The organism is Microcystis sp. LEGE 08355, assembly GCF_015207185.1.
GTDB classification, from domain to species: Bacteria; Cyanobacteriota; Cyanobacteriia; order Cyanobacteriales; family Microcystaceae; genus Microcystis; species Microcystis panniformis.
This window is the reverse complement of the sequence record NZ_JADEXI010000327.1, coordinates 1-5,239: the sequence shown is the minus strand read 5'-3', so window position 1 is coordinate 5,239 and position 5,239 is coordinate 1. Positions and strand designations below refer to the sequence as shown.

Here is a 5,239-nt window from a genome sequence, read left to right as displayed (position 1 = left end):
CTCAAGGTCGTGTAATCGGTACTTGGGCCGATGTGTTAAACCGCGCTGGTATCGGTATGGAAGTAATGCACGAGCGCAATGCTCACAACTTCCCCTTAGACTTAGCTAGTGGTGAACAGGCTCCTGTAGCTCTGATTGCTCCCGCTATCAATGGTTAATTCCTAGTCTGAACGAAAAGGCACTTCCGCAAGGGGGTGCTTTTTTGTGGCTGTAGTTGCTAGAATATAAATCATCTTCTGTCAAGATTGCCAACCAAGACCATGAAACCCTCAATGATTATTGGCCAGTATTATAAAATTGTAAAAAAATTGGGTGTAGGTGGATTTGGAGAAACTTATATAGCTGAAGATTCACGGCGTTTAGGAAGTAAATGTGTTATTAAAAAGCTTATATTTAAAAGCAATAACCAAGATGAACTTAAAAAAGCGCAGGCGTTATTTTATCGAGAAGCTAAAACGCTAATGAATTTAGACAAACACGATCAAATTCCTTATTTATTTGCCTATTTTTCAGAAGATCAAGAATTTTATTTAGTTCAAGAATATATAGAAGGTGATTCGCTGGAAAAGGAAATTAGCTCTCGCGGAAAATTCGAGGAACAGGAAGTCATTGAATTTTTGCTAGGGATTCTCCCCGTTTTAGAATACATCCATAAAAAACAAGTAATTCATCGAGACATCAAGCCATCGAATATCTTGCGTCGGTATCGAGATAAAAAATTTATTTTGATTGATTTTGGAGGAGTTAAAGCACCTCTTTTATCCAGTTCACAATTACCGAATTTATCGGGAGGGAATCTAACTAGAATTTTTACCAGTGGTTATACGCCAAAAGAACAAATGGACGGTCATCCAGAATTCAATAGTGATATTTATGCTTTGGGAATGACTGTTATTAAAGCTTTAACTGGTATTGAACCAAAAGATATATCTCGTAATTCGAGTACCAAAATGCTCGCATGGAGAACAAAGGCTAATAACGTGGGGGATCAACTAGCGGCTATTATCGATAAAATGATTCAAGAAAACCACATAGATCGCTATAAAAATGTAGAGGAAATTCTTGAAGACTTGCATCATTTAGGAAAAACAGTAGTTATCAATAAGAGTCGAGTCAGTGTTCTTCGTTCGGCGATCAATACCCAGATTCCTATGGTCAATATACCTCTGGGCAAGTTTTTGATGATATTAGTCATGATCACAGGATTTATCTGGGGTTTTAATCTACTTCGAGCAATAGTCTTCGAGCCGCATCATCAGAAGCCGAGCGAGTCCCCAATTCCAAAACCGTCTCCTAGTCCTTCTTCGCCAGACCCCGAAAACGAGGGAGGGATTTTTCTTCGTCCCGATAATCTAAAGAAGAACTAGGCTAGAAAAGCACATCTAATCGTCTGGCTTGATAAGGGAAAGAAATAAAACGATTCTTTTGGTTTCTATGTGGAAACGGGGGTCTATACTGATAGTTTCTTCTTTCAAAATAGTCCTAAAAGTATTATTCAGTAACCATTTCACCTTACATAAACAAAAATTATCACACAAAGTAGAGAAGAGCCATGACACGTCAATTTCATCAGATTATGCCACTGTTGGGATTATTGATTAGCTTGTTAAGTCTCTATACCGCCCAATACAATCTGCACTTTGCTTGGAAAAATCGGCTCTTCTAGGTTCTGTGTGATCAGCTTAACTTACATAGGATCGATCGATCTTTGTGTCCTTTGTGTCTTTGTGGTTCGTTCCACCCCCTCGCTAGGAGTAATGTATCTTAGAATACATTTTACCCACCAAACCTGGGAGAGCCAAAAATCTAGTGATGAATTGTCAATCTCATCGCCACCTAGAAATTTGTCGAGATGTTCTACCGACTATAGAGGTTCCCGATAAACTTCTATTCCTTCGCACTGAAGAGAATAAACGAGAAGGGTCGATCGATCCGTCAGAACCCCTCTTTTTGCCGACTGATTCCTACCGAAAGCCGATCAGAGTACCTTGATTTTGTCAGACAATCGTGACAAAACGAACACGGGTGCAGAAATTGTTGAGTTAAGCAGAAATTGTTGAGTTAAGATGATCTTATATTATCCTTAGTGCTGGAGGGTTTTAACGTTGAATAGACTCAAGAGGTTCGCAATAGTTCTTGTAGCGGCAGTAGTCGGATTTTCGGTCTTATTCTCTCAGCCGATTTTCGCAAAAAACCCGCCAGTGAGGTTTCAGTGTCAAACTCTTAGTAGTGGTGTTCCCACTACTGTGGCTACTAGCCAGCAATGGCAGAACCAACCACGTCAATTGATTCGGTGGTTAGAACCGTTAGCGAGAGAGGCTGGGTACACGCCGCTACGACGCTGTCGAGAGGTGAGTAATCGTCTTAATAAACAGTTCAGCAAAGGGGCTCAATATATAGGGCATGGTTATATCAACGGAAATCCCGCAATTTGTACTACTAATAAAGAAGGAGCTAAATGTAGAAAAGAGCAGCTTCTGTGGACGCTTAATGGAAATATTTACGGATTTGAGAATGGCAGTGGTGGGAAAGAAAGCCCTAGTCAGTTATTAGACGACTTGTTCGCTCTCCAAGATAGAAACGTTTCTGGGCGGCCTCTCAAGCAATGTGGTAATAAGTCAACCTTCGTTAACATTATGGCGGTTTTAAGAGGTGAAGAGAAGGTGGCCAGAGAAGTGTGTGTTTCGCAGTAATCATGAAACTTAGAAAATTTATCGTTATCTTTCTGTTAACTTGCATGGTGTTGTTCACCATGCAAGCTTTTTTATATCCTATCGAGGCACAAACTTCTAATGCTGATGAGCAACCCTCTATAGGGAAGATGGATGAAGATATGATAAGGGATATCGCTAGATTGATCACCGTAAGAGTTTACACAGTTTTATGGGAAGAATGGCCATTTACAACAGACGACAGCGGTTCGGGAGTTATCGTTGATAGACAAGAAATCAAACGGAAAAATAGTCAAAGCATCTACAATTATTTAGTCTTAACAAACGCCCATGTCTTATCTGGAATTGACAAATTTTATATTCAAACTCATGAGGGTTTCATTCATAGAGGTCAAATTCATCCCAATGCTAAATTCGAGCAAATGGGGGTAAAAGCTGATCTAGCCTTGTTATGGTTCGAGAGTCCTTATCAATACGAAACAGCCATTAAAAAAACCTCGGAAAATTTGCCAGATAAAAGTGACTTTTTTGTGACTGGATTTCCCTGTAAATTAAGTGCAGTTCCTAGTACTGATTGTTCAGCAGAATTTCTTTTTACCAAAGGCAAAGGATGGGTTATTGATCGCTATCTAAAGGACGGATATCAATTGGCTTTTACCAATGACACCGAGGAAGGAACCAGTGGAGGTGCAATTCTCGATCATAAAGGGCATTTAGTAGGAATCAATGGAAGAGGAAAAACCACGACTGATGCCCTACAAAATAACTACGCAGATAATGAGAGAGTTCCGTTAATTATTCAAGAAAATGCTCCCTTATCTCTGGGATTACCTATTGATTGGTATTTATCCCTCAATTCCCAGCAATTATTTAGAGATTTACCGACCTCCACACCTCAATTAGAACCGATCGGATTTTTGTCCCCAGTCAAATCAGAAACTCGTGGGGTAAGTAAGTTAAACCCCATGACTGCTGTTGATCGGCTAACTCTTGAACAAAAGTTGAACATGATCTTGATACTATCGGGGGTATTGCCTTTCATAGTATTGATTCTGATAATATTAGTAGTTTTGACAATCCTTAAAAATATAATCGAAAATTTTTGGATTTATTTTCATCCAACAAAAATAGCAGAATTTCAGATAGAATCGAACGACAAAATTAAAATTTTTATATCAAATTCTGAAAAGGTAATCGATTTTACTACAAATAAGTCCATAAAATTGGCAGCTGCACAGAACTGTCAAATAATACTTACTTCCTTAAGTTTGGGAAGCCATCAAAACAAAAATATTATCCCCAAAATAGTAGATAATAACCAAAACTATTATCGATACGAGCTAGAAGAGCAAAAAAAAGATCAAAAAGTTATTTATAAAATTCTTTGTCGAGGCAAAAATATTAAACTGATACATACTAGGTCTAAAATTGAAACTGTTACCGTTAAATTTGAATTTCAGGATAACACTGGTCAATAAAAAATCTTTTGAAAATAAGGAATATTACTCACGAAAGCAAAGTAAAAAACATGAAGTATCGAGCTATTTATACTATTTATTTGTCAATTATTTTATGGGGTATATTGGTAGGCTGTGAAAAAAACGGCAATATGCCGCAAGAGCATGACGTAAATTCATCAGAAATTTCCGAAACATTAAAAAAATCTACTGTGTATATCAAAGGAATAGGAACGGGTATAATCATCGGTTCCGCTTCTAATAATTACTATGTGCTGACCGCTAAACACGTAGTAGATAATCTATTGAATCCATCTTCAAAGGAGATCGTTACCTACGACAATCGATTCTATCCGATCAAAGAAATTATCCCAGATACAGAATTAGACCTAGCCATTGTTAAATTTACTAGCGATATCGATTATCCTAATGTCACTTTAAATCCCAATATTTCTCAAGGTCAAGCAGTCTCGGTATTAGGTTGGAGATATTGTTCTGGAAAACCAAAAGAGGAGTTGACACTCGGAGCTATAGAGCAGATCGTCCGCTCTGATCAAGAGTACACCGAAAACGATAGAAAGCTGTTAGAGAATCTCGACGATCCAAAAAAACACTTTCAAGAGGGAAATCGAGTCAAATATACAAATCCAACGATTGAAGGAATGAGTGGGGCTGGAGTCTTTAACCAAGATGATCAAGTGGTGGCTATTCATACCACGGCTGGAACCTATGAAAACAGTACAGAAAACTGTTCGGCGTTAGATAGTACCCATAGTCCTAACTGGGGAATTCCAGTCGAGGTTTTTTTAGATTCTGCATTATCTCGCGGAATTCCGCTCAAAACGATCAAAGCTTCTCCTTACCAGAAGGAAAATCCTTCCCCGCAGAATATCAAGGAACAATCAAATGAGCCGATCTTTAAAAGACCGAAATCACTAAATTAATCTAATTTGTTTGACCTGTACTCTTTACTGTTCATCATCGTAAACGTTTAGGGGTGAAAGCGGCATTCACAGGAACAAGCAAATTCTGTCTTTGATTGAACGGTATTTTGGATTGGTTGTCCCGTACATAGCGGTTCTCACATCTGTGTGGCACAGTTAAACCTTT

The 5,239-nt window shown here is 38.4% G+C and carries 4 protein-coding genes; all 4 read left to right on the top strand.

Going from position 1 to position 5,239, the window contains the following annotated elements:
* The first annotated feature begins 272 nt into the window (after positions 1–272).
* The gene (locus tag IQ242_RS16005) at positions 273–1,367 is read left to right on the top strand and encodes a serine/threonine-protein kinase (protein ID WP_193960641.1); all 1,095 of its coding nucleotides are present in this window, start codon (positions 273–275) and stop codon (positions 1,365–1,367) included.
* A gap of 834 nt (positions 1,368–2,201) precedes the next feature.
* Positions 2,202–2,693: a COP23 domain-containing protein gene (locus tag IQ242_RS16000; RefSeq protein WP_193960640.1), complete on the top strand. Its 492-nt coding sequence runs from the start codon at positions 2,202–2,204 to the stop codon at positions 2,691–2,693.
* A 59-nt stretch (positions 2,694–2,752) separates the two neighbouring features.
* Positions 2,753–4,150 carry a serine protease gene (locus IQ242_RS15995; protein WP_193960639.1) on the top strand — a complete coding sequence of 466 codons (1,398 nt, stop codon included), beginning with the start codon at positions 2,753–2,755 and terminating at the stop codon, positions 4,148–4,150.
* Positions 4,151–4,200: 50 nt separating this feature from the next.
* A complete protein-coding gene (locus IQ242_RS15990) occupies positions 4,201–5,073 on the top strand; it encodes a serine protease (RefSeq protein WP_193960638.1) in 873 nt (290 codons plus the stop codon).
* The last annotated feature ends 166 nt before the right edge of the window (positions 5,074–5,239 follow it).

Coding starts and splice junctions, on each gene's coding strand:
- IQ242_RS16005 (WP_193960641.1), top strand. CDS start 273: ATGATTATTGGCCAGTATTATAAAATTGTAAAAAAATTGGGTGTAGGT.
- IQ242_RS15995 (WP_193960639.1), top strand. CDS start 2,753: ATGCAAGCTTTTTTATATCCTATCGAGGCACAAACTTCTAATGCTGAT.
- IQ242_RS15990 (WP_193960638.1), top strand. CDS start 4,201: ATGAAGTATCGAGCTATTTATACTATTTATTTGTCAATTATTTTATGG.